18 protein-coding genes and 1 pseudogene are annotated in these 22632 nt (G+C 64.7%); 15 read left to right on the top strand and 4 right to left on the bottom strand.

Going from position 1 to position 22632, the window contains the following annotated elements; genetic code table 11:
- The 7 genes and pseudogenes from ACO2RV_RS22065 to ACO2RV_RS22095 all read left to right on the top strand — a co-directional run.
- Window positions 1–196 (top strand): annotated as a pseudogene (locus tag ACO2RV_RS22065) (hypothetical protein); the annotation flags it as partial.
- A gap of 538 nt (window positions 197–734) precedes the next feature.
- Window positions 735–875 (top strand): hypothetical protein, encoded by a 141-nt coding sequence (locus ACO2RV_RS22070; protein ID WP_423296397.1) that lies wholly within the window; start codon window positions 735–737, stop codon window positions 873–875.
- A gap of 504 nt (window positions 876–1379) precedes the next feature.
- The gene (locus tag ACO2RV_RS22075; protein ID WP_423296398.1) at window positions 1380–1853 is read left to right on the top strand and encodes a MarR family winged helix-turn-helix transcriptional regulator; all 474 of its coding nucleotides are present in this window, start codon (window positions 1380–1382) and stop codon (window positions 1851–1853) included.
- Complete coding sequence (locus ACO2RV_RS22080; protein ID WP_423296399.1) at window positions 1850–3931, top strand: FUSC family protein; 2082 nt, start codon at window positions 1850–1852, stop codon at window positions 3929–3931. Before ACO2RV_RS22075 ends, ACO2RV_RS22080 begins: the two co-directional genes overlap by 4 nt.
- Window positions 3932–3937: 6 nt before the next feature.
- A complete protein-coding gene (locus ACO2RV_RS22085; RefSeq protein ID WP_423296400.1) occupies window positions 3938–4144 on the top strand; it encodes a DUF1656 domain-containing protein in 207 nt (68 codons plus the stop codon).
- A complete protein-coding gene (locus ACO2RV_RS22090; protein ID WP_423296439.1) occupies window positions 4144–5073 on the top strand; it encodes an efflux RND transporter periplasmic adaptor subunit in 930 nt (309 codons plus the stop codon). Before ACO2RV_RS22085 ends, ACO2RV_RS22090 begins: the two co-directional genes overlap by 1 nt.
- 79 nt (window positions 5074–5152) lie before the next feature.
- Window positions 5153–6370, top strand: coding sequence for a multidrug effflux MFS transporter (locus ACO2RV_RS22095; protein WP_423296401.1), 1218 nt, complete (start codon window positions 5153–5155; stop codon window positions 6368–6370).
- Window positions 6371–6469: 99 nt separating this feature from the next.
- Here ACO2RV_RS22095 and ACO2RV_RS22100 read toward each other — a convergent pair whose 3' ends face one another.
- On the bottom strand, window positions 6470–7309 hold the full coding sequence (locus ACO2RV_RS22100) for a universal stress protein (protein ID WP_423296402.1): 840 nt from the start codon (window positions 7307–7309) through the stop codon (window positions 6470–6472).
- A 140-nt stretch (window positions 7310–7449) separates the two neighbouring features.
- Here ACO2RV_RS22100 and ACO2RV_RS22105 point away from each other — a divergent pair, with 140 nt between their 5' ends.
- The 8 genes from ACO2RV_RS22105 (at window position 7450) to ACO2RV_RS22140 (ending at window position 18076) form a co-directional block, all read left to right on the top strand.
- Window positions 7450–8058, top strand: a complete 609-nt coding sequence (locus tag ACO2RV_RS22105) for a TetR/AcrR family transcriptional regulator (RefSeq protein WP_423296403.1) — start codon at window positions 7450–7452, stop codon at window positions 8056–8058.
- A gap of 253 nt (window positions 8059–8311) precedes the next feature.
- Window positions 8312–9445 carry an efflux RND transporter periplasmic adaptor subunit gene (locus ACO2RV_RS22110; RefSeq protein WP_423296404.1) on the top strand — a complete coding sequence of 378 codons (1134 nt, stop codon included), beginning with the start codon at window positions 8312–8314 and terminating at the stop codon, window positions 9443–9445.
- Between the two features lie 5 nt (window positions 9446–9450).
- Window positions 9451–12600, top strand: a complete 3150-nt coding sequence (locus ACO2RV_RS22115; RefSeq protein WP_423296405.1) for an efflux RND transporter permease subunit — start codon at window positions 9451–9453, stop codon at window positions 12598–12600.
- Window positions 12601–12611: 11 nt separating this feature from the next.
- Window positions 12612–13265 (top strand): hypothetical protein, encoded by a 654-nt coding sequence (locus ACO2RV_RS22120; RefSeq protein ID WP_423296406.1) that lies wholly within the window; start codon window positions 12612–12614, stop codon window positions 13263–13265.
- Window positions 13266–13308: 43 nt separating this feature from the next.
- The gene (locus tag ACO2RV_RS22125; RefSeq protein ID WP_423296407.1) at window positions 13309–14052 is read left to right on the top strand and encodes a DUF1538 domain-containing protein; all 744 of its coding nucleotides are present in this window, start codon (window positions 13309–13311) and stop codon (window positions 14050–14052) included.
- Window positions 14049–14777: a DUF1538 domain-containing protein gene (locus ACO2RV_RS22130; RefSeq protein ID WP_423296408.1), complete on the top strand. Its 729-nt coding sequence runs from the start codon at window positions 14049–14051 to the stop codon at window positions 14775–14777. The genes ACO2RV_RS22125 and ACO2RV_RS22130 overlap by 4 nt, the downstream gene beginning before the upstream one ends.
- Before the next feature lie 5 nt (window positions 14778–14782).
- Complete coding sequence (locus tag ACO2RV_RS22135; protein WP_423296409.1) at window positions 14783–15112, top strand: P-II family nitrogen regulator; 330 nt, start codon at window positions 14783–14785, stop codon at window positions 15110–15112.
- A 102-nt stretch (window positions 15113–15214) separates the two neighbouring features.
- Window positions 15215–18076 carry a cation-translocating P-type ATPase gene (locus ACO2RV_RS22140; protein ID WP_423296410.1) on the top strand — a complete coding sequence of 954 codons (2862 nt, stop codon included), beginning with the start codon at window positions 15215–15217 and terminating at the stop codon, window positions 18074–18076.
- A 580-nt stretch (window positions 18077–18656) separates the two neighbouring features.
- On the opposite strand, the gene ACO2RV_RS22145 is transcribed toward ACO2RV_RS22140, so the two are convergent.
- From ACO2RV_RS22145 to ACO2RV_RS22155, 3 genes are all read right to left on the bottom strand, one after another.
- Window positions 18657–19715: an AI-2E family transporter gene (locus ACO2RV_RS22145; protein WP_423296440.1), complete on the bottom strand. Its 1059-nt coding sequence runs from the start codon at window positions 19713–19715 to the stop codon at window positions 18657–18659.
- 25 nt (window positions 19716–19740) lie between these two features.
- The gene (locus ACO2RV_RS22150; RefSeq protein ID WP_423296411.1) at window positions 19741–20886 is read right to left on the bottom strand and encodes an alpha/beta hydrolase; all 1146 of its coding nucleotides are present in this window, start codon (window positions 20884–20886) and stop codon (window positions 19741–19743) included.
- Between the two features lie 79 nt (window positions 20887–20965).
- A complete protein-coding gene (locus ACO2RV_RS22155) occupies window positions 20966–22609 on the bottom strand; it encodes a Na+/H+ antiporter (protein WP_423296412.1) in 1644 nt (547 codons plus the stop codon).
- Between the last annotated feature and the right edge of the window lie 23 nt (window positions 22610–22632).

A 22632-nucleotide genomic window follows, 5' to 3' on the forward strand; every position in this document is an offset into this window, starting at 1 on the left:
ATATTGCCCCCTTGCTGTGCAAGAATGCGCATACGAGGATGGGGCCATGCATGGTTTCGACTGGGGCGACCTCAGATTCTTCCTCACCGTGGCACGGGCCGGACGCCTGACCCTCGCGGCGCGCCAGAGCGAGATTTTTTTCACACGAGCCATAGTCGGCGTTGACAAGGTATTTTGCGCACCCTTGGCGTCTTGAGACGCTTAGGAGTTGTTCAGCCTTTCGCCAGGTGGTGTGGACGTCGCCGGGCCGGGCTTTTCGGACAATATGCTTGCGCTTGGCAAAGACCTGCTCGATGGGTTTAGGTCGGGGCTCTAGTGTGGCAGTAAGGATATGGCGCGCTTTTCCTACCCTCACAACGGCGCGAACGGCCCTGACTTCGCGGCAGCCCAGGTTGTCCAGAACGGCGACATCGCCAAGCTTGAGAGCGGGGGCAGGACCTTCTGGACATAGCAAAGGAACGGCCCGCCGTTGATCGGCCCGTCAGACACGACGTGCGCGTCGATGCAGTCGTGTCGCGCGGCAGCGATGAACGCGAGGGTCTTCCAATGCCGTGGGGGCGAGACCTTTAGGCGCTAGCCTATGGGTCCGCAGCGAGCAAGAATAATCGGCATCCTTTGCCTCTGCACTTCGCTTCTCCATCACGAAGAGCGATCAGAGCTTCGCGTTGCAATGGGGCAGTTTCCAGGTTGCTCGACACGGGGCGGCCCTGGCACCTCCTCCGACGTGGATCGACATGATCAACGCCGTTTTCACTCCGACGCCAGAGGCGGTGGGCTGGACGAAGGCTGTCGTTGCCACCTTGACAGAAAGCGGAGGGGTCGGCGGACTTGAGGGGAAAATGCTCGATCGGCCAGAACTGAAAACGGCAGAATGAATACTCTGCCGGGATAGTCTTCATCCATCGAAGGATTGTTGAAGCGCGTTCGCGGAGTTCCCATCCAAGCACGAATCCGTTGAAACGCGATTCTGTTGATGATCGTCCGTATTGACGATGATCAACGTAAGCCGTCGGCGCGGGGCGTCGTCGTTTGCTGGCCAGCATTAGTTTGAGAAGCCCGAGATCGGCGTCGTTCCGGAACGGCGGTGCCGTCCGGTGTCGCGCGCGGCCGCTCTCGGAGGTGGCTCATACGAATCTGGGGATGGCGAAGCACTGGCCGCTACCTTGCACTCGAAAAGCCGATGCAGCTCGAGTCGCATCACGGTCCGCACGATTGCGCAATTCCCCGGCGAGGTGAACGGCACCTGGGCACGGCTGGGATGCAGGCCACATCTCCGGCTCGACCATCACGCGGGACCGCGGTCAAGGCGGCTCAATTCGCTAGGTATGCATCTTGAGGATTGCTCTTATCCACATTAATTTGATACATGTGATTTTACTATGAATGATGTGCAAGGCAGCAAACGTCGATTGACTTCCCGCCTCCTTCATGTTGGCCGGCAATGGCGACGGCTTGCCGAAACCGAGCTCGCCGCCCACGACATTTCGGAGGCCGTCGCCTCGCCGCTCGTGTGGCTGAAACGCCTTGGTGGCGGGGTGCGGCAGGTCACCCTCGCATCCCACGTGGGGATCCAAGGGACGTCACTGGTCCGTCTGCTCGACCAGCTCTGCGACGCCGGGCTCGTCGTGCGCAGGGACGATCCGGCTGATCGTCGCACCAAGACATTGTGGCTGACGGCGGCAGGAGAGCAGCTCGCCGAGCGAATCGAGCGTGCAATCGCGCAGCTGCGCGCCCAGGTCTTCACCGATGTCAGCGAAGAAGACATCGCGGCGACGCACAGGGTTCTAGACGCGATCGAGCACGCCCATGCCCATCTCCAGCAGGAGACTGTCCTCCTGGAGACGGACACTTGAAACTCCCGTCCTGGCGCGACTGGCTGTTCTCGGCCAAAGCCTTCATCGCGGTGATGCTGGCGCTCTACATAGCGCTGCTCATGGACCTGCCGCGCCCCTATTGGGCGATGACCACCGTCTATGTGGTCGCTCATCCGCTTGCCGGCGCGACCTCCTCCAAGGCCCTCTACCGTGCACTCGGCACGGTGCTCGGCGCCGTCGGCACGGTGGTTCTTGTGCCCACCTTCGTGAATGTGCCGGAATTGCTGACCGTCGCCGTCGCCGCCTGGGTCGGGGGCCTGCTCTATCTTGCGCTGCTCGACCGCACGCTGCGCAGCTACGTGTTCATGCTCGCAGCCTATACCTTGCCAATCATCGCACTGCCGGCCGTGACGACGCCCGAGACCATCTTCGACGTCGCGCTGGCCCGCAGCGAGGAGATCGTCCTCGGGATCCTCTGCGCAAGCATCGTAAGCGCCATCGCGTTTCCCGAGAGCGTGGGTCCGGCGCTCGCAGGGCGCGTCTCCGGCTGGCTGCGCGAGACCGGTGCCTGGGCCGCCGACATCCTGCGCGGTTCTTCGACCGGAAGCGCTGCCCCCGTCCAGCAGAAGCTTGCCGCAGACGTGGCCATCCTCGATGCGCTCATCATCCAGCTCTCCTACGATCCTAGCGCGCGCGATCTCCTGCGTTCGGCTCGCGAGCTGAGAGGACGCCTGCTGCTCCTGCTCCCCGTCCTCTCCGCCGTGTCCGACCGCATGTCCTCTCTCGAGCGAGAGAGGCGTCTGCTCGCGGAGGGAGCCGGGCGGAGCAAGCTCATCACAGTCGGCCGGGAGGTCGCCGACTGGATAGCCGCCGGGCCAGACGGCTTGCCGAGCGCTTTCGAACATCTGCGTGGACAGATCGCTCGGGCGGCGCAGGACCAGGATGGTCCCGGCCAATGGCGTGACCTGCTGCACGCGAACGTCTGCGCGAGGCTGACAGAACTCGTCAACCTCTGGCAGGACTGCCTCGTCCTGCACGCGCAGATCGCACGAGGCCCTGCTGCCGGGCGCTGGAAGCCAGTGCTCCGTCACCGGCCCATCATAGGCAGGTCGCGCCATCACGACCATGGGCTAATGGCATTCGCCGCCGGCTCCGCCGCATTGGCCACCGCCACCGCAAGTGCCCTGTGGATTGCGAGCGGATGGCCAGGCGGCGCTAACTTCGTGGCGATGGCCGCTGTTGCCTGCTGCTTCTTCGGCCCCCAGGACCGGCCGGCACCGTTCATCTGGACCATGGTCGTCTGGTGCGCGGTGGCGCAGACCATCGCCGGCGTGCTTTTGTTCGTCGTGCTGCCGCGGGTGCACGATTTCGAGATGCTCGTGCTGGTGTTCGCACCGCCTTTCCTGCTCGTGGGCGCGTTCATTCCCCGCCCGGAACTCGCGCTCATCACCCTGCTGCTCGCGGCGAACGGCGCGGGGAGCCTTTCTGTGCAAAGTCACTACAACGCGGATTTCACTCTCTATGCGAACGAAGGCCTTGCGGTGGTCGGGGGCTTGATGTTCGCCTGGGTCTGGATGCTGGTGACGAAACCCTTCGGGGCCGCGTATGCGGCGCGACGCCTCGTCCATGCCGGCTGGGCCGACCTCGCCGCCACTGCCGCGGGAACCCGCCGGCAGGATCACGGCATGCTGGTGAGCCGCAGCCTCGACCGCCTCGGTCAGCTCGTTCCCCGTCTTGCCTCCGGCGCCATCACCAATGGCCGTGCCACGGACGGCCTGCGTGACCTGCGCATCGGCTACAACGTCCTCGACCTGCAGCGGGACCGCCGTCGTGTGCCGGACGCCGCCAAGGAGCGCATCAACGGGGTTCTGCTCGGGGTCGCGGAGCACTACCGCGCGCAGGTGGACGCCGAGAAGGCCATGGCGCCGCCGGCGAGCCTGCTGGAGCGCATCGATGAGGCGCTCGCCGCTGCACTGGCGCAGCGTGCGGGCCTGGCGGCGGATGATGCCTTGCAGGCCCTGGTCGGTCTGCGCTGCGGCCTGTTTCCCGATGCGGTCGCCCCGCTTCTGCCGCCGCCGCGGGTCGCCGAGCCGCCGGTGCTGCTTGCTGCGGAGTGATTGCGGATGCTCGCGGAAATCGACCTCTTCGGCATCTTCGTGCCGACCTTCCTGCTCCTTGCGCTCGCCGCGATGCTGGTCACGCGGATCGTGTCCCGGCTGTTGGACCGCCTGCGGATTGGCCCCCTCATCTGGCACCGGGCGCTGTTCGATCTTGCGGTGTTCGTCCTCGTGGCCGGCGCCGCCTACTATGTCCTGGAACGGCTCACATGATGAAAAGCTATTTGGCGAAGAGCCTGCGCGTGGCGGCGACCCTCGTCATGGTCGCCGGCGCGGGACTCATGGGTCGCGCGCTCTGGGACAGCTACATGAACGCGCCCTGGACGCGCGACGCCCGCGTGCGCGCCGATGTCGTCGAGATCGCCCCCGACGTCTCCGGTCTCGTGAGTGAAGTGCTGGTCAGCGACAATGCCGCCGTGAAGACCGGCGATGTGCTGTTCCGCGTCGATCGCGAGCGCTTCGTCCTCGCTCTCAAGCAGGCGGAAGCGGCGGTGAAGGGCCGCGCCGCGGCGCTCGATCAGGCCAAGCGCGATCTTGCCCGCTATGAGCAACTGCGGGAAGGCGACGTGATCTCCCGTCAGAATCTTGAGCAGGCGCGGACCGCTGTGACCCAGGCCGATGCGGCCTACCAGCAGGCCCTGAACGAGCGCGATCTCGCCCGGCTCAATCTCGAACGCTCGGATGTGAAGGCCCCGGTCAACGGCATCGTCACCAACCTCGAGCTGCGGCGCGGCGACTATGCATCCACCGGCGCCGGTGTCGTGGCACTGGTGGACACGGATTCACTGCGGATCGAGGGATATTTCGAGGAAACCAAGCTGCGCCGGATTCATGTGGGGGATGCCGTCTCGGTCCGGCTCATGGGAGAGCCGGCGCTCCTCTCCGGGCGCGTGCAGAGCATCGCCGCAGCCATCGAGGATCGCGAGCGAACCTCGGCGACGGGCCTGCTCGCCAACATCAATCCCACCTTTAATTGGGTCCGCCTCGCCCAACGGGTGCCGGTGCGCATCTCCCTGGACGATCTGCCGTCGGACATCCGGCTGGTGGCGGGCCGGACCGCGACTGTCGAGGTCGAGCCGAGCTCTGCCATCGCCGCGCGGACGGCCGAAACGGGTCGGCGAACCGGGCGTCCGGGAATCTGAGCCACCGCGGAGGTTCACGGGATGTCTGCTTCCCCCAGAACGGGCCACGAGACGGCCGTGATGCAAATAGACGAGTACGATGGATAGCCTCTCGACGACCAGAGCAGACACGAACGACGAGCCGACACGCCCACGGGTTCCGCTCTGGCTGCTGGCCATGGTCAGCTTTTCCGGCACCCTTGCCATGCACATCTTCGTACCGGCCCTTCCCATCGCGCAGGTGGACCTCGGCGGCGGTACGGCCGCCATGCAGATGACGATCAGCATCTACATCCTGGGTCTGGCGGGAGGACAGCTCGTCTACGGACCGCTTGCCGACCGTTTCGGACGCCGGCCCGTCCTGATGATGGGGCTTTCGCTCTACACCGTTGCGGGTTTGGCAGCGATGTGGGCTCCGGGCGTCCATGCCCTCATCGTCGCCCGGCTCTTTCAGGCGCTCGGCGGCTGCGCCGGTTTAGTCCTCGCGCGCGCAATCGTGCGCGACACCTCTCACCCCAAGGATACGGCGCGGCGGCTCGCCTTGATGAACCTCATGGTCACCATCGGCCCCGGCGTCGCGCCGCTCCTCGGCGGAATCCTCGCGGAGGTCACCGGGTGGCGCTCCGTGTTCGTCGTGCTGACGCTGCTCGGCCTTGCCACTCTCCTGCTGACGTGGCGTCTCCTGCCGGAAACAGTGAAGCCGTTCGAGGCGGGCGGCCCGGGAGTGGCGGAAGCCTACGGGAGGCTTCTGAGGGCGCCCGCCTTCTGGGCCTACGCAATCGGAGGCGGATGCGCCACGACCTCGATGTACGCCTTCGTGGCTGCCGCACCCTTCATCTTCATCAACGAATTGCACCGGCCGGTGTCCGAGGTCGGCGGCTACATAGCGGTTCTGGTGCTGGGCGTGTGGGTGGGCAGCATGCTGGCAAGCCGGCTGATCGCTCGTCTGTCCATCCGTCGGCTGCTGGTCGGCGCGAACATGATCAGCGTGCTCGCCGCATTTCTCCTGCTGGGCGCCGTTCTCTCCGGGTGGCTGTCCGTTCCGCTCATCATCGTCACCATGTTCGTCTTCACCCTTGGCGTCGGCACGGCGGCGCCCGCTGCGCTTACCGAGGCGATGAGCGTGCAACCCGGCGTCGTTGGTTCCGCTTCGGGCCTCTACGGCGCCGTTCAGATGGCCGTCGGCGCCCTTTGCACCGCGCTTGCCGGCCTTGGGTCCGATCCCGCTCTCGCGGCCGCCCTGGTCCTTGCCGGATCGGGCATCGTCGCCCAGACGGCGTTCCTGGTGGCCGGCGGTCATCGCCCCACGGCCGTCTAGCTGGTTGCATCGGCGTACGAGAGTATATTTTGATTGAGAGAATTCGGTCGACTTTCGAGGAACCTTCTCCGGGTGAAGAGGGGGCCGAAGGCTCAACGCTTAGTGCGATATCAGCAGCGGAATCGACGCGTGGATCAGCAGGGACCTCGTCACCCCGCCGAACATGATCTCTCGGATGCGGGCATGGCTGTAGGCGCCGAGCACGATCAGGTCGTGCCCGTTCGACGAGGCGTATTCCGCGATCACATCTGCAATCGCCTTTCCCTGGGACGATACGGGAGCCACAGTCAGGCGGACGCCGTGGCGCAGGAGAAACATCGCCACCTCGACTCCGGGCTCTTCACTTTGAAGCGCGCTGCTGGGAGGGTCGACGAGAAGGATCGTCGCCGAACTCGCCATGGCCAAGAGGGGCAGGGCGTCGCCGACGGCGCGGCGCGACTCACGGCTGGCGTTCCAGCCGATCAGAACATGCTGCGGAGGCTCGGTCCTGTGCCAGCTGTCCGGGACGAGCAGGAAGGGCACGCCCGTGGCGAGCTGGACGGCGTCGGAAGGCAGCCCGTCTTCGGACTCATGGTCCTTTGGGGGCGCTGCGACCACGAGATCGGCGTGGAGCGAACCGAGGCGGCGTTCGTCGTCGCCGTGAGGCATGTCGACGCGGAATTCGCCCCGCACATTCCATTGTTCTGCAAGCTTGTTGAAGACAGCTCGGGCCTGCTCCCCGATTGTCCGATTGCGAGCTTCCTGATGGTGCAGGAGATCGGCGATCGCGGCCTGCCCGCGGACATAGGAGGAGGCCGGATGCTGCGTCAGCTCGGACGGAAGCAATAGTATCCCGACAAGATGGGCGTCGTGCCGGGCGGCGAGGCTGATAGCGTAAGCTATCCGAGTCTCGTACGCCGGGCTGGTATCAATGAGAACCGCGATCGTCCTGATGGCCATCGTTCCGTCCTGCAGCGCTGATACGCTCGTCCCGTTCGATCACGTGCGTTCCCTCCGCCTTCATATCCGGTGTGAAGAGAGTTGCGAACTCATAAAAACATACTGCATGTTTATATTATTGTGAAGCTAAGGCTGGGGCGATGAGACGGACCAAGGCGCAGGCGGCGGAGACCGGTCGGCAAATCCTTCAGGCGGCGGAAACGCTGTTCCTCGAAGAGGGATACGATAATGTCAGCCTTGAGCAGATCGCGGCAGCGGCCGGTATCACGCGCGGTGCCGTCCATTGGCACTACAAGAACAAGCAAGGTCTGCTTCTCGCTCTCCAGGATGACGCGCAGGCGCCGTTCCGCAGCCTCGCCGATCACCTCGACGAAGAAAGCGGCCCGGCCTTGCTGCAGCGACTCGACGAGGTCATCTCGAACGTGTTCGAGAAGTTTGAGAGCGACCCGCGCCAGAAGGGCCTGATCCGGGTTCTGCTTCGCCTCGACATTACGCTTTCGGATTGCGAGGGCGAGGGCGGTAGTACCTTTCGCGAAGAGATGTTCGGCAATCTGGCCAGGATTTTCCGAAAGGTGGCGCAGGACGCTGGGTTGCCACCGCCCTGGCTACCGGAAACGGCGGCGTCGGCGCTCAGCGCGACCATCAGTGGACTGGTCGGGGAATGGGCCTTGGGAAAAGGCAATTTCCGGCTGGCACCCGATGGCCAGGCCTTCATCCGTATGGTGCTGCAGACATGGACGAACAGATGACGGACCGAAACGGCTTGGCACTTCAGAGCCGGGTTTCGAAATCCAGTCAGTGCATCCATTCGCTGCAAGGGATCGATTAAAGCGCTGTTGCCCGAATCTGCCCAAGGGCCGGCCGATCTATAGCCGAGAAGCCTTCCCGTCGCCGAGCTGGAGCGCTCGCGTCGGGAGAGTAGCGTCATGCGGCAAGGCATTTACAAACATATTGATTGTATATAAATGAACATGAAGAATTCATCTGCTCGAGTGTCTGCCCATGCCCGATTCCCGCGGTCGCCTTTGGGCGACCTGTTGCCTGCTGGCTCTCTTGTCCTCTTCCGCGCTAGCCCAAACGCCGGCCGGCGCGCCGCCGGCGGTGGGGGTCGTGACCGTAGAGCCGACGGAGGTGACCGAGAGTACGGAGTTCAACGGGCGCATCGAGGCCGTCGATCGCGTCAACATCGTCGCGCGCGTATCCGCTTTCCTTGAGGAACAGCTCTTCCGCGAAGGTGCGGACGTGAAGAAGGGAGACATCCTGTTTCGACTGGAGCGCCCGCCCTACGAGGCCGATGTCGACGCCAAGCGTGCCGCTGTCTCTCAGGCCCAGGCCCAGCTGGACAATGCCGATCTTGCTTTCGAGCGCGCCGATCAACTCCGTAAATCCGGTTCGGGATCCCAGACAGCGCTGGACAATGCGGTGGCGGCCCAGCGCACGGCTGCAGCTCAACTGCGTGCGTCCGAAGCCGCCCTGCGTGCGTCCGAGATCAGCCTCGGCTACACCGAAATCCGTTCGCCGGTGGATGGCCGCATAGGGCGCGCCTCCGTGACGATCGGCAACGTCGTGTCCTCCTCCTCGGGAACTCTGGTGACAGTGGTGAGCCAGGACCCGATGTACGTCACCTTCCCGGTTCCGACCCGCAAGCTCATCGAGCTTCAGGAGAAGGGTGGTGCCGCGAAAGCGTTCCGGATCAGGCTGCGCCTGCCGGACGGGCGCTTCTATGATCAGATTGGCGTGCTCGATTTCGTCGATGTGAGCGTGGCGGGGGCGACGGACTCAATCACGTTGCGCGGTACCATTCCCAACCCTATGCGGGCGAATGGGCAGCGCGAGCTGTTCAACGACGAGTTCGTGCGGGTCGTGTTGGAGTCCGTTACGTCGCGTCGGGTGCTGGCGATCCCGCGAGCAGCGGTCATGACCGACCAGCAGGGCAATTTCGTCTACGTCGTCAATGCTGACAATATCGCCGAAATCCGGCGGGTCGGGCTGGGCCAGTCGACGGCTGACACGGCGGTCATTCTCGAAGGGCTCGCCGAGGGCGAGCGGGTGGTGGTCGAAGGCATCCAGCGCGTGCGGCCGCAGACGCCGGTCACGCCCGAGCCCATGCAAAGCCCGATGGCAAAGCAGGGCTGACGGCGATGATCTCGGACGTCTTTGTCGACCGGCCCCGCCTCGCCATCGTCATCGCCATCGTCATCTCGCTGGCCGGTGCGCTCGCCCTGATGCGGATCCCGGTGGCGCAACTGCCCGACATCGTGCCGCCGCAGGTGCAGGTGAGCGCGATCTATCCCGGCGCTTCCGCCGAGGTGCTGGAGGCGACCGTCGCCCAGCCCATCGAATCGAAGGTAGTCGGCGTCGACAAGGCGCTCTACATGAAGAGCACCAGCGGCAATGACGGCAGCTATACCCTCACCGTCAGCTTCGCCCTCGGCACCAACCCGGACATCAACACCGTCAACGTCAACAATCGCGTGCAGACGGCATTGTCGCAGCTGCCCGCCGAGGTCCAGGCGACCGGCGTGACGGTGCAGAAGCGGTCGTCCTCGATTCTCCAGTTCGTCACCCTGAGCAGCCCCGACGAACGCTACGACATGCTGTTCATGACGAACTACGGGACCATCAACGTCCTCGACGAGATCGCGCGCACCCCGGGGGTCGGTTCCGCGACGCTGTTCGGCCGGATGAACTACTCGATGCGGATCTGGTTCGACATCGAGCGCCTGACGAGCCTCGGACTGGTGCCGTCCGACGTCGTTGCCGCGATCAGCACCCAGAACGTCCAGGCGCCGGTCGGCCGCATCGGCGCCCGTCCGGTCCCGGATGATCAGCAGTTCCAGCTGAATCTCCAGACCCAGGGGCGCCTCGCCACGGCGGAGGAATTCGGCGACATCGTGCTGCGGGCCAATCCGGACGGCTCGGTCCTGAAGGTCAGGGACGTCGCCCGCGTCGAGCTCGGCGCGCAGAACGAGGACGCCACCAGCCGCCGGAACAGTAAGCCGGCGGTGGCCATCGGCATCTTCCTTGCCCCCGGCGCCAACGCGCTCACGACGGCCGACGCCGTCAAGGCGAAGCTCGACGTCCTGCAGTCCCGCATGCCCGAGGGACTTAAGGCGGAGGTCATGTATGATTCGACCGACTTCGTCTACGACACCATCGACGCGGTCGTGCATACGCTAATCGAGGCCTTCGTCCTTGTCGCGATCGTGGTCTTCGTCTTCCTGGGGAACCTCAGGGCGACGCTCATTCCGGTCATCGCCGTCCCCGTGTCGATCATCGGCACCTTCGCCGCGCTGATCGCCCTTGGCTATTCGGTCAACACCGTCTCCCTGCTGGCTCTCGTGCTCGCGATCGGCATCGTCGTCGACGATGCCATCGTTGTGGTGGAGAACGTCGAGCGCGTGATGGAGGAGGAGCCCGGCCTCTCCCCCTCCGAAGCCACCAAGAAGGCCATGGCCCAGGTAACGGCGCCGATCATCGCCATCACCCTCGTGCTCCTTTCGGTGTTCGTGCCCGTCGGCTTCATTCCCGGCATCTCCGGCGAGTTGTTCCGGCAGTTCGCGGTGACGATCAGCGTGTCCATGCTGATCTCCGCGCTCAACGCGCTGACGCTCTCGCCCGCGCTCTGCGCCGTGTTCCTGCGGCATGGCGGCGAGAAGCGTGGCGTCATGGGCTGGATCAGCCGGCGCATCGACGGTCTGCGCGACGGCTACGCCTTCATTGTGCGCAAGACGCTGCGAGTGTCCGCCCTGTCCCTCGCCATGGTTGGCCTGTGCGCCTTCGCGATCTTCGGCCTCTCCAAAGTGACGCCGGGCGGCTTCCTGCCCGAGGAGGACCAGGGCGCGTTCTTCGTCAACGTGCAGTTGCCGGACGGCGCCTCGGTGGCGCGCACGAGCGATACGGTGCGGGAGGTGGAGAAACGGCTCGAAGGGCTGCCGCAGGTCGCCAATGTCACCTCCGTCATAGGCTATTCGCTGCTCGACAGCTACTCGGCGAGCAACAGCGCCCTGATGATCGTGCAGCTGAAGCCGTTCGAGGATCGCAAGGCTGCCGCCGATAAGGTGCAGGCCCTCGTCGCGCAGGTGTTCGGCAGCGTCCAGCAGATACGCTCGGCCATGATCCTGCCGTTCAATCTGCCCCCCGTCATTGGCCTCTCCACCGGCGGCGGCTTCGAGGCGATGGTGGATTCCCTCGAGGGCGCCGACCCCGCCACCATGGGCGGTGTCGCCAATGCGCTCGTCGGCACGGCCAACCAGGATCCGGCGCTGAGCCGTGTGTTCACCACCTATGCCGCCAGCGCCCCCTCGCTCTATCTCGACATCGACCGGGAGAAGGCCCAGGCGCTCGGTGTGGGCATCGACGACATCTTCTCCGCCCTGCAGGCGACGCTCGGCGGCTCCTACGTCAACAACTTCAATCTGTTCGGTCGTACCTGGCAGGTGCAGGTGCAGGGCGACGTGGACAACCGCCGCGACATTCCCGCCTTGTGGAACATCTATGTCCGCAGCGCGAGCGGCGACATGGTGCCGCTTCAGGCCATCGCCGATCTCAGGACCATGGTCGGTCCCGGCGTCATCACCCGCTACAACAACTACCGCGCCGTCACGATCAACGGCTCCCCCGCGCCAGGCGTGTCGTCCGGTGACGCCATGAAGGCGTTCCAGTCGGTCGCCGCCAGGGTGTTGCCGGCCGGCTATGCGCTCGAATGGACTGGCACCTCGTACCAGGAGCAGCAGGCCGGCGGCCAGACCGGCGTCATCCTGGGGCTCGCGCTGCTCTTCGCCTATCTCTTCCTCGTCGCCCTCTATGAGAGCTGGACGATCCCGATTCCCGTGCTGCTCTCCGTCATCGTCGGCGTGCTCGGGGCGTTTGCCGCTATCGTCGGCTGGCATCTCACGCTCGACCTCTACGGTCAGATCGGTCTCGTGGTCCTGATCGCCCTGGCGGCGAAGAACGGCATCCTCATCGTCGAGTTCGCCAAGGAGCAGCGCGAGCGTGGCCTGAGCATCCGCGACGCGGCGGAGATGGGCGCGCGGCTGCGCTTCCGCGCCGTCATGATGACCTCCATCGCCTTCATCCTCGGTCTTGTCCCCCTGGTGTGGGCGAACGGCGCCTCGATGCTGGCGCGCCAGAACGTCTCGACACCGGTCTTCATGGGCATGATCGCGTCGAGCACCTTCGGCATCGTCCTGATCCCGATGCTCTATGTGACCTTCCAGACGCTGCGCGAGAAGATCAAGGGGCTGTTCAATTCCAAGCATACCGCTCTCTCTCCTGCTCGTGACGCGTGAGGAGAGCAGCGTTGTCCAAACACCCATCCCTTGTCGTTCATCGCCCGGGACGCGTAATCTTCTCGATGCGCTTCCCGGGCCTTCTCGAATTCTTCCAGGTCGTCGCGGCGGCGGGCCGAGAAAGATCTGCCCCACGCTTTTCCAAACCGTCCGACTGGCGACGTCTTGTTGCACTGGGCGCGATGGTGATCACCCTGGCGGGGTTAGGCTTGGCGCATTTGCTCTTCTACAACTGGATTCCCGACTACATCCCAGGCATTGCGGCGATCTTCGGTGGCGCGTTGCTCAGTATCGGGATCATCCGCATCGCCCGGCCTGCATTCTACCTCGACTGGATCGCGGTCGGGCTCATCTATACGGGGCTCGGCGCCATCCTGTCGGGCCAGCCCGCGCTGGTTCCGACCGACAGCTTCGTCCTGTTCTGCTTGGTTTTCCTCGGTTCCGCGGTTTTGCGCCTATGGATCGGCGCAACGTGCAGCAACCAGAACGGGAGAGCCTGGCTCACAGCCGGGGCTGGCGCCGGCGTGTTCTGCGTGGTCTGGCTCGTGGCCACGCGTGTCGCGGCGATGCGGATCGTTCCCGACATCGTTCTGTGTGTCGATCTTTCGATTTATGGCCTGTCGATCGCTCGTTTTGGTTACTCGCTGCGCAAGCCGGTAGAGTAGCCACGATACCCTACCTAGCGCACGATACTGCTGGTGCTGGGCCATGACAGATGCGGATATCGGCCAAACGCAAGAGAGGCGGAGCGGCGACGTCATGTGGGTATTGCTGAGAGGCAGGTTCGTCGACGTGTTCAAGGCCGTCGCACCTCTCGTTGGAATGATCTGCGTGCTCCAGGTCGCGATCGTGCGGGCTCCGGCAGATCTGTTCCTGACGTTTCTGGCCGGCTCCGTCCTCACGGTCGTGGGCATGACCCTGCTCTTCGTGGGCATCGACCTCGGCGTCCTGCCCATGGGCCGCTTCGTGGGCGCGGAGATGCCGAAGAAGGGGTCGATCGCGCTCGTCGTCGCGGTGACGTTCGCCCTCGCCTTCGCCACGACGGTGGCGGAACCCGATGTGCTCGTGCTCGCCGGTCAGGTCGATGCGCTGGCCGGCGCTCCTTCGGGGCATGCGGCCCTCATCCTCATCGCGCTCGGCGTCGCCCTGTTCGCCGCCATGGCGATCGTGCGGATCGTCCTCGGCTGGTCGATGCGGGTCATGCTGACGATCGCCTACGGGCTCGTCGTCGTGCTGTCCCTCGTGTCGCCGGCGGAGATCGTGCCCTTGGCCTTCGACGCGGGCAGCGTGACCACGGGGGTGCTTTCGGCCCCCGTGCTGATTGCCCTGGCGATGGGCATGAGCTCGGTGCTCGCGGGCCGTTCGGCGGTGTCCGACGGGTTCGGGCTCCTCGGCTTCGCCTCGGTGGGCCCGATCATCGTCGTGCTGCTGATGGGGATGGCGCGGCCATGATCGCAGAATGGATCGCGGAGACCGAGAGGACGGCCCTCGGCGTGATGGTCGCCATCGTTCCGCTCATCACGCTCTTCCTGCTCTTCCAGGTCTTCCTGCTCAGGCTGCCGCAACGGGAGGTCGCCGATATCCTGAAAGGAACGGTCATCGCGGCGGCGGGACTCTTCCTCTTCCTGCTCGGCATCGGCATCGGGTTCCTGCCGTTCGGCCGGGCGGTGGGCGAGGCCCTCGGCCGGCTGGACCAGACCTGGCTCTTCGTGCTCGCCGGGCTCTTGCTCGGGCTGCTCACGGCGTGGGGGGAGCCGGCGGTGCGCATTCTCGCCCAGCAGGTGGAGGAAGCCTCGAGCGGCTCCATCCGCGGCCCGCTGGTGCTGTACGCCGTCTGCATCGGCGTCGCCTTCTGGGTCGGGCTCGGCATGGTGCGGATCGCCTACGGGATTCCGCTCCTCTATCTCCTGGTGCCGGGCTATTTCCTGGTCATCATGCTGATGTGGTTGAGCGACAGGGATTTCGTCATGATCGCCGTGGACGCCGGTGGCGTCGCGACCGGACCGCTCGCCAACAGCTTCCTCCTGGTCCTGGCGCTCGGCGCGTCGGCATCGATGGGCGACCAGGACCCCGTCGTCCACGGCTTCGGCTTCGTCGCGCTGATCGCGCTCGCGCCGATCACTTCGGTCATGACGCTCGGATTTCTCGTCCGGCTCAAGACCCCTATCGAGGAGTAGCGGACATGCAGCACCCGTGCCTCATCGTCAGCATCGTTCGCAAGGGCTGGGGCGATACGGTGCTGAAGGCCACGATGGATGCCGGCGCACATGGCGGCACGGTTCTGCTCGGACGTGGAATCGGCCGCAACGAGCAGCAGCGGGTCTTCGGCATCCAGATCGAGCCGGAGAAGGAAATCGTGCTGACGGTCATCTCCGAGGATTTGAAGAGCGCGGTCCTCGCGGAGATCGTCCGGGTGGCGGAACTGACCGCGCCCGGCAACGGCCTCGCCTTCGTCATCCCGGTGGAGACGGTGGCCGGCATCGTCCATCTGGTGGAGGAGCCCCATCCCTGATGGCGGCCGCGCCATCACGCTGCCCCGCGCATGCCGCCCGTGTCCGCGGCCTCCCGGCCGCACGGTCCGGGCCGACGTGGTCCACGACATGAAAGCGAATGGATGCCATCTGACGCCATGCCCGCCGCCTCCGCCAACCCGACGATCGACGAGCCCTACCGGCAAACCCACGAACAGGTTCTTGCCGCCCTGGGGACCGAGCCCCACTCCGGACTCGACCAGGCCGAAGCGCAGCGCCGTCGGGAACGCTATGGCGCCAACGAGCTGAACGTCGCGCCGCCGCGGCCGCAATGGCTGAAGTTCCTCGACCAGTTCACCGACGTGCTGGTGCTGCTCCTGCTCGCCGCGGCGCTGATCTCCGCGGCGATCTGGCTGTATGAGGGCGACACGCCGGTGCCCTACGAGGCCCTCGCGATCTTCGCCATCGTAATCCTCAACGCCCTGATGGGCTACATCCAGGAGGCGCGGGCGGAGCGGGCGGCGACGGCCCTGCGGCAGATTTCCGCCACCCGGTCCTACGTCGTGCGGGACGGGGCCCGGCAGAGCCTTCCGGCGGCCGATTTGGTGCCCGGCGACATCGTCGTCATCACCGAGGGCGACACCATCCCGGCCGATGCGCGGCTGATCCAGTCCACCGCGCTGCAGACGATCGAGGCGGCGCTCACCGGCGAGAGCGTGCCGGTCTCCAAGGACATCGCCGCGATCCCGCGCGCCGCCGAGCTGGGTGACCGGCACAACATGGTCTTCAGCGGGACGACGGCGGTCTACGGGCACGGCACCGCGGTCGTGACCGCGACCGGCATGCAGACCATGATGGGGCAGATCGCGGGCATGCTGGAGAAGGCGCCGAACGAGGTCACGCCGCTGCAGCGTGAGCTCGATCGCGTCGGCAAGATCCTGGCGCTCGTCGTCGTCGTCATCGCGGTGGCGATGATCGGCACGATCTTCCTGGTGGAAGACATCCGGAGCTTCTCCGAGGTGTTCGAGGTGCTCATCCTCGGCGTCGCGCTCGCCGTCGCGGCCGTCCCGGAAGGATTGCCGGCGGTGGTCACCGCCGTGCTGTCGGTCGGCATGCAGCGCATGGCGAGGAACCGGGCCATCATCCGCCGCCTCTCGGCGGTCGAGACGCTCGGCTCGGCGACCGTGGTCGCCTCCGACAAGACCGGCACGCTGACCAGGAACGAGATGACGGTGCGCCGGGTGGTGACGGCGAGCGGCTGCGCGAATCTGTCGGGCACCGGATATGCGCCCCATGGCGAGGTGGAGCTCGTGGAGGCGGGCTTGTCCGGCGAGCGTGCCCAGCTCGAGATGGTCCGCGCCCTGACCGCGGCCGAGCGCGCCAACAATGCGGTGCTGCGCGAGAGCGGCAACGGATGGGTGGTGCAGGGCGACCCGACGGAGGGGGCGCTCATCGTCGCCGCGCGCAAGGCCGGGCTGCATCCGGAGATGCTGGACGCGCGCTTCGGGCGGATCGGCGAGGTGCCGTTCTCGTCCGAGCGCAAGCTGATGAGCACGATCCACACCGACGCGGAGCGGCCCGAGCGCCTGATCATGGTGACCAAGGGCGCCCCGGACGTACTGCTTGCGCACTGCACCCACGAACTCGTCGGCGAGAAGGATGTCGCGCTGACCGACGCCCGCCGGGCCGAGATCATGGCCGGCAACGACGCGCTCGCCGAGGAGGCGCTGCGCACGCTCGGCGTCGCGTTCCGTTCCCTGCCGGCCGAAGGGCGGGAAGGCGACGGGTTCGAGGAGGAGGCGGAGCGCGACCTCGTCTTCATCGGCCTGATCGGCATGATCGACCCGCCGCGGGCGGAAGCGCGCGAGGCGGTGGCGCGGGCCCGCGCCGCCGGCATCCGCTCCATCATGATCACCGGCGACCATCCCAAGACGGCGGCGGTCATCGCGGGCGAGCTCGGCATCGCCGCGGAGGGCCGCGCCGTCACCGGAGCGCAGCTGCAGGACATGAGCGAAGAGCAGCTCGACCGCACGGTCCGGGAAGTCTCGGTCTATGCCCGCGTCAATCCGGAGCACAAGCTGCGGATCGTGAAGGCGCTCCAGCGCAGCGGCGAGACGGTCGCCATGACCGGGGACGGCGTCAACGACGCGCCGGCCCTGAAGGCGGCCGATATCGGCGTCGCCATGGGGATCACCGGCACCGACGTCTCCAAGGAGGCGGCCGACATGGTGCTGGCGGACGACAATTTCGCCACCATCATCGCCGCCGTCGAGGAGGGCCGGGCGATCTTCTCCAATATCCGCAAGTTCCTGCGCTATCTCCTCTCCTCGAACATCGGCGAGGTCATGACGATGTTCTTCGGCGTGCTCCTCGCTGAGGTGATCGGACTGTCGGCAGCCGCGAGCGGCGCGGTCGCGCTGCCGCTCCTGGCGACGCAGATCCTCTGGATCAACCTCGTCACCGACGGGGCGCCGGCGCTGGCCATCGGTGTCGACCCGGCCGACGAAGATGTGATGCGCTGCCCGCCTCGTCCGCATGGCGAGGGGGTCATTACCCGCCGAATGTGGGCCGGGATCGTCTTCGTCGGCGCCATCATGGCGGTGGGCACGCTCCTCGTGCTCGATTCCGCGCTTCCCGGCGGGCTGATCGAAGGTTCGGGCACGATGGCGTATGGCCAGACCATGGCTTTCACCACGCTCGTCATGTTCCAGCTCTTCAACGTCTTCAATGCGCGTTCGGACAAGATCAGCGCCCTTCATCGTCCGTTCCGCAACAAATGGCTCTGGACCTCCGTCGCTGTCTCGCTGCTGCTTCATGCCGTCGTGATCTACGCGCCCTTCCTGCAGGACGCGTTCTCCACCGTCGCCCTCGACGCCGGTGACTGGCTTTTCTGCGCTGCGGTCGCAAGCTCAGTGCTGTGGTTGTGCGAATTGGAAAAGGCAGCCATGAAGGCTCTCAAATGGCTTGATGTCGATGCCGTCTCCCCTGGACGAAGAGGTGAGTGAATAAAGCCCGCTTCGTTCCGATGTCATCCGCCTCAAGCACGGATTGCCGGTGCTGACCAAGAATTCGAGCCAGCGCTTCGCGTCGTGTCGGTGACGGCATGATGTAAGATGAGCTGGGGAAGGTTAGTTTACGATCGTGAAGTACTTTCGTGACCGAACTACAATGTCCGATTGGTCCGCTTGTGCGCCAACGATGCTCTGCACCCGGCAATGCCGGCACAAGGTCATACCGGCGGCTGCGTGAACCGCCGGCGCGATGCTAGCACATCGGCGTGCCATGGCCGCCGGCTCGTCATACGACTCACTACGCAGCCGACGAATCACCATCCATGTGATGCCGCCTGCCATCTCGGCGGTGAGGTCGCGCCTTGCGCAAGGCCACTGGCCCCTGCCAGAAGGCGCAATTGCGGGGAAAAGCCCCTGAAATGTCCTCGAACGAGCATAGCCACCACGCATAACCATGGCCGGCGTGCCCACCATCATGCAGACGAGGGGGGGCACAGCTGCAATGGCCGCGTGAAGGACCCGATGTGCGGCATGCTGCTGAAAGCAGACGAAGCCGTCATCCTGACGATGGTCGTCATATGTCCGATCCGGGCTCTTCCCTGGCGAATATTGACCAGACGGCAACGAACAGCGCGGCGATGAGCGGACCGAGGACGAACCCGTTCATTCCGATCACCGACAATCCGCCGAGCGTGGAAATGAGAACGACATAGTCGGGCAATTGTATCCCCTTGCCGACGAGTGGCGGGCGCAGCAGATTATCGATCGTGCTGATCACCAGCATGCCGACGGCGAGCAGAAGAACGCCCTTGAGATAGGCGCCCGATGCGAGAAGGTACAGGGCCACTGGTAGCCAGATCAGAGCAGCGCCGAGGGCGGGCAAGAGCGACAATACGGCCATCAGCACGCCCCAGAGAAGCGCTGCGTCGATGCCGAGGATCCAGAACGTTGTTCCGCCGATCGTGCCCTGGATGATCGCGATGATGACGTTGCCCTTCACCGTCGCCTTCATGACCGAGGCGAACTTGTCCACGAGCTTGTCCGTGTGTCGCTCGCTGAGTGGGCTGACGTTGCGGATCACCGCGACGAGGCGCTCGCCATCGCGGAACAGGAAGAAAAGCAGATAGAGCATGACGCCGAGGCTGACGAAAAGCTGGGCGGTTCCTTGCCCTATGGTCACCGCACTCGAAGCAACCATCTGGCTAACCTGCATCAAGAAGGAAGACAGCCTGGATTGAATTTCCGCCATATCTCCGAGATCGAGCCATGAAAGCATTTTCGGAACGAAATCGGGCACGGCGGAGCGAAGCTGTTCAAGCACTGTTCCAATGTCGAACTGCCGAGTGCTGATTCGATTGTAGAGGCCGGCCGCTTCCTGCGTGAGGGCGGCAAGAATCATCGAGGCGGGGAGAACCGCGATGCAGATGCACACAAGGACGCTGAGGCAGGCTGCGAGATTGGGCCGCTCGCCCAGGCGATGTCCCAGCGCCCGATGCAGTGGATAGAACAGGACGGCCAGAATGACGGCCCAGAGCACCGCCCCGTAGAACGGCAATATCAGCCAGATGAAGGCGGTGCTCACCAGAGCAACGACGGCGACGAGGCTGGCGTCCTGGATGGTCGTCTTTCGGATCAAGATTGATCTCCCGCTGGGCAGCTCACTCTCCGCCCACCACCCGCCCCGCCAGGACGAACGGGCTGGAAATAGTCGCGCCGACCGCGTTGAACACGAAGGCGCCCGCCTGGCGAAGACCGGAATTGCGCCCGTCGGCGTTCCGTCCGGAGAGTTTCGGATACAGGGTGGCGAGTGCTGCGAACCGATCATGCCTGAACGCGTCGGCGGTCGTTAAGTCCGAGATATCCACCACCTGTACCCCCGCAGCGCGGGTGACTTCCTCGACGCCGGGATCGTTCACGTCGAGGGTCCCGAGCCGCGGCCGCTCGATGGTGAGCAGTTGCGAGGCCCTCAGGGCGAGATCGTCGCGCGACACCAGGATGGCTAGGGGCGGCGACAATCGCCCAATCACGCCGATCTGCGCCCGGAACACGTCGATATCAATATCGGGAGCGGCAAGTATGACCTGCAATCTCGCAACCACGCCATCCTTGCCTGTCAGGCGGAGCTGGCGGAGGGCTTCCGCCGTGAGCCATCCGCCCATGCTGTGGCCAACCACCGTAGTAGCTCCACGCGTCCTTTGCGCGGCTAGCCTCACGAGAAGCGCTACGAGCTCGTCGCGGGAATAGGTGACGGCGTCCTTGTCGGCGACATAGCCCGCTATGCTTCCCTCGGACGGCCATGCGAAGAGGATCGGAGCCGCATCCTCGATGCCCGCGTCGGCGGTCATCTGGGCCATGCGGAACAGCGCCTCCTGAAAATTGGTGTTGTAGCCGTGGACAAAGACGCCGACATCGGGCAACTGTCCGCCGCGCTGTCTTCCTACTTCGCGCTCGAAAGCGCCCCGATCCAACGTGCGAGAGCTGACAACGGTGAAATGTCTGGCAGGATCGATGTGCCGTGTCGGCCATTCGATATTGCCTGGTCTGTGGTTCGGTGGAATTGAGATCGTGTATTCCCCGTAGCTGACGCGTGACGCACGCTCGGAGGTGAAGGCTCTCTGATCATTCGGATCACGTTGACGCGTCGTCGCGACATAGACGGTCACGTTGTGGGCGCCCGGAACACTGATTTGGCTATCGCGAAGCAACTCGGGGCCGGGCCGGTCGGCGCACCCAGCCAGAACGCACAGCATGACTATGGCAAGCAGCGACGACTTGGCTCCCACAGTAAAAGCAAGTTCTGTCATCCGCCTGCCCCCTGATATCTGCAAAAGCTCTCATTGCAGTTCAGGTTGCCGCCTTGTACCGTATTTTGCTTGTGTCTCATCAGCTAATACCTAGACGCGCCTCATTCAGATCGATCTCCCGCACCAGTTTACGTGCGATCTCGTCCGATAATCTGCGTGCACGGGCCTCGCGGTAGATAGCATCGCGTTCTGCTCTAAGGGCGTTCATCCAAAGTTGGTCGTCGACGCCCTGAGCACGGCGGCGGTCTTCCAACTCATCGGTCCCGCCCGTGGAGTAGACCGAGATGCGCTGCCGATAGATATCCATAAGATGTGCGGCGCTCGAAGCGTAGAGCTCGGCATCAGCGCTGCTTTCCCGAAGGCTAGACTGTGCATTTTCAGTGGCACGTATGGCCGCTTCGGCTGCTGCGACACGAGCGCGATCTTCCGCGCGCTGGTCGTAGGTCTCGGGCGGCAATTTCAGGCCGTTCAGCAGAATGGGTAGAGCGATACTCGCGCCTATCAGGGAGAAAATGATGACCCCTGCGGCAAGAAAGATGGCGAGATCGCGCGCAGGAAATGGTGAGCCGTCTGCGAGGACGAGTGGTAGGGTCAGGATGCCTGCCAGCGTGATGGCCCCGCGGACGCCCGCGAGCGATGTCGCGGCGACAAGCCGCCAGCTCGGCCGTTCCGGATTCTGCCCTCTACGCGTCGCTCGATACATGGTGAATCTCAAGGAGATCCAGACCCACATGAAGCGCAGCGCCGAAAGAGCGATATTGATCACAAAAACGTAGACGACGAGCCAGGCAGGCTCATGGTGCCCTGTCTGGCGGACCACCTCAGCTGCGCCAGCTGCGATCCGTGGAAGCTGCTCGCCCAAGAGAACGAACATCGCACCATTCAAAGCGAACTGGGCGGTATCCCAAACTCCGGTGCGGCGGATACGCGTGGTCGCAAGAGCCTGTCCGGTCTGCTCCGCATAGCTCATCACCAGCCCGGCGGCCACGGCCGCTAGAATGCCCGATGCATGCAGGTGTTCCGCGACCAGGTAGGCCACGAAGGGAATGACGAGGCTGATGAGAATTTGCGAGCCGGTATCCTCGCCAAGTTTCCAGGATATCCAGTTTTTCAGGCGGGAAACACTCCAGGTCACGCCTGCTCCGACTACGATGCCGCCTGCAACCAGCCACAAAAAGGTGAGTGAAGCCTCGACGAGCGAAAAAGCTCCCGTCAAGGCGGCGATCACGGCAAACCGCATGCAGACAAGCCCGGACGCGTCATTGAGCAGTGACTCGCCTTCGAGGATATGCATGAGCCGCTTGGGGATCGCCACACGCGCGGCGATTGCGGAGACGGCAACGGGGTCAGTCGGAGAGACGATTGGCGCCAGCGCGAATGCCACGGCAAGCGGCATTGACGGGATCATCCAGTTTATGAGGAAACCAAGCCCGACCACGGTGAAAACGACGAGCCCCAGCGCAAGCTCGATGATGGTCCCCTTGTCGCGAAGCAATCCCTCCTTGGGAATCCGCCACCCGTCTAGGAACAGCAGCGGCGGAATGAACAGAAGAAAGAACACATCGGGGTCAAGCATGACCCCGAGATTGGCGACCGATGCGATGACCGCGCCAAAGGCGATCTGAACAAGCGGCAACGGTACAGGCAGTGGAAGCATTCGGGATATGACGCCGCTGACGATCACCGCGATCATCAGGATCAAGACAATCGAGATCGTTTCCATTCCAGATCCCCCATCGCGGCCTG

This window comes from Ancylobacter sp. VNQ12 (assembly GCF_049445835.1).
GTDB lineage: Bacteria > Pseudomonadota > Alphaproteobacteria > Rhizobiales > Xanthobacteraceae > Ancylobacter.

Coding starts and splice junctions, on each gene's coding strand:
- ACO2RV_RS22070 (WP_423296397.1), top strand. CDS start 735: ATGATCAACGCCGTTTTCACTCCGACGCCAGAGGCGGTGGGCTGGACG.
- ACO2RV_RS22075 (WP_423296398.1), top strand. CDS start 1,380: ATGAATGATGTGCAAGGCAGCAAACGTCGATTGACTTCCCGCCTCCTT.
- ACO2RV_RS22085 (WP_423296400.1), top strand. CDS start 3,938: ATGCTCGCGGAAATCGACCTCTTCGGCATCTTCGTGCCGACCTTCCTG.
- ACO2RV_RS22090 (WP_423296439.1), top strand. CDS start 4,144: ATGAAAAGCTATTTGGCGAAGAGCCTGCGCGTGGCGGCGACCCTCGTC.
- ACO2RV_RS22095 (WP_423296401.1), top strand. CDS start 5,153: ATGGATAGCCTCTCGACGACCAGAGCAGACACGAACGACGAGCCGACA.
- ACO2RV_RS22100 (WP_423296402.1), bottom strand. CDS start 7,309: ATGGCCATCAGGACGATCGCGGTTCTCATTGATACCAGCCCGGCGTAC.
- ACO2RV_RS22105 (WP_423296403.1), top strand. CDS start 7,450: ATGAGACGGACCAAGGCGCAGGCGGCGGAGACCGGTCGGCAAATCCTT.
- ACO2RV_RS22110 (WP_423296404.1), top strand. CDS start 8,312: ATGCCCGATTCCCGCGGTCGCCTTTGGGCGACCTGTTGCCTGCTGGCT.
- ACO2RV_RS22115 (WP_423296405.1), top strand. CDS start 9,451: ATGATCTCGGACGTCTTTGTCGACCGGCCCCGCCTCGCCATCGTCATC.
- ACO2RV_RS22125 (WP_423296407.1), top strand. CDS start 13,309: ATGACAGATGCGGATATCGGCCAAACGCAAGAGAGGCGGAGCGGCGAC.
- ACO2RV_RS22130 (WP_423296408.1), top strand. CDS start 14,049: ATGATCGCAGAATGGATCGCGGAGACCGAGAGGACGGCCCTCGGCGTG.
- ACO2RV_RS22135 (WP_423296409.1), top strand. CDS start 14,783: ATGCAGCACCCGTGCCTCATCGTCAGCATCGTTCGCAAGGGCTGGGGC.
- ACO2RV_RS22140 (WP_423296410.1), top strand. CDS start 15,215: ATGCCATCTGACGCCATGCCCGCCGCCTCCGCCAACCCGACGATCGAC.
- ACO2RV_RS22150 (WP_423296411.1), bottom strand. CDS start 20,886: ATGACAGAACTTGCTTTTACTGTGGGAGCCAAGTCGTCGCTGCTTGCC.
- ACO2RV_RS22155 (WP_423296412.1), bottom strand. CDS start 22,609: ATGGAAACGATCTCGATTGTCTTGATCCTGATGATCGCGGTGATCGTC.